1 protein-coding gene is annotated in these 438 nt (G+C 70.1%); it reads left to right on the top strand.

Annotation, left to right across the window (positions count from 1 at the left end; all coding sequences use genetic code 11):
* Positions 1-438, top strand: a 438-nt coding sequence (locus ACLQ2U_RS32195; RefSeq protein ID WP_425754645.1) for a hypothetical protein, incomplete at both ends; no start/stop codon positions are given.

Below are 438 nucleotides of genomic sequence, written 5' to 3'. Positions count from 1 at the left end.
ACGCCGGAGCAGGCGTCCGCGCTGACGGCGACCCTGCGCGCCTGCAACGAGGCGGCGTCCGATGTGGCGCAGATGGCCCGCGACATCGGCTGCTACCGCAACTACGACCTGCGCCGGCACGCCTACCACGGCATCAAGACCGACTACCGGCTCGGGGCGCAGGCCGCGCAGCACGTCATCAAGAAGGTCGCCGACGCCTACACCACCCTGCACGCCAACATCAAGGCCGGTAACTACGGCAAGCCAGGGTCGCAGCGCCGGCGGCGGGTCGAGGCGACGCCGGTCCGATTCCGCTGGGACGCCGCGCAGCCGTACGACGCCAGGATGCTGTCGTGGCAGTCCGACGCGCGCGCCGTGTCGATCTGGACGATCGACGGACGGTTGAAGGGTGTCGCCTACACCGGTTCGCCTGACCAGCTCAAGGCCGTGGCCGAGTTG

This window comes from Micromonospora sp. DT47 (assembly GCF_049844475.1).
Taxonomy (GTDB): domain Bacteria; phylum Actinomycetota; class Actinomycetes; order Mycobacteriales; family Micromonosporaceae; genus Micromonospora.
The sequence above is the reverse complement of the archived record's forward strand: the minus strand, read 5'-3'. Positions and strand labels throughout refer to the sequence as shown.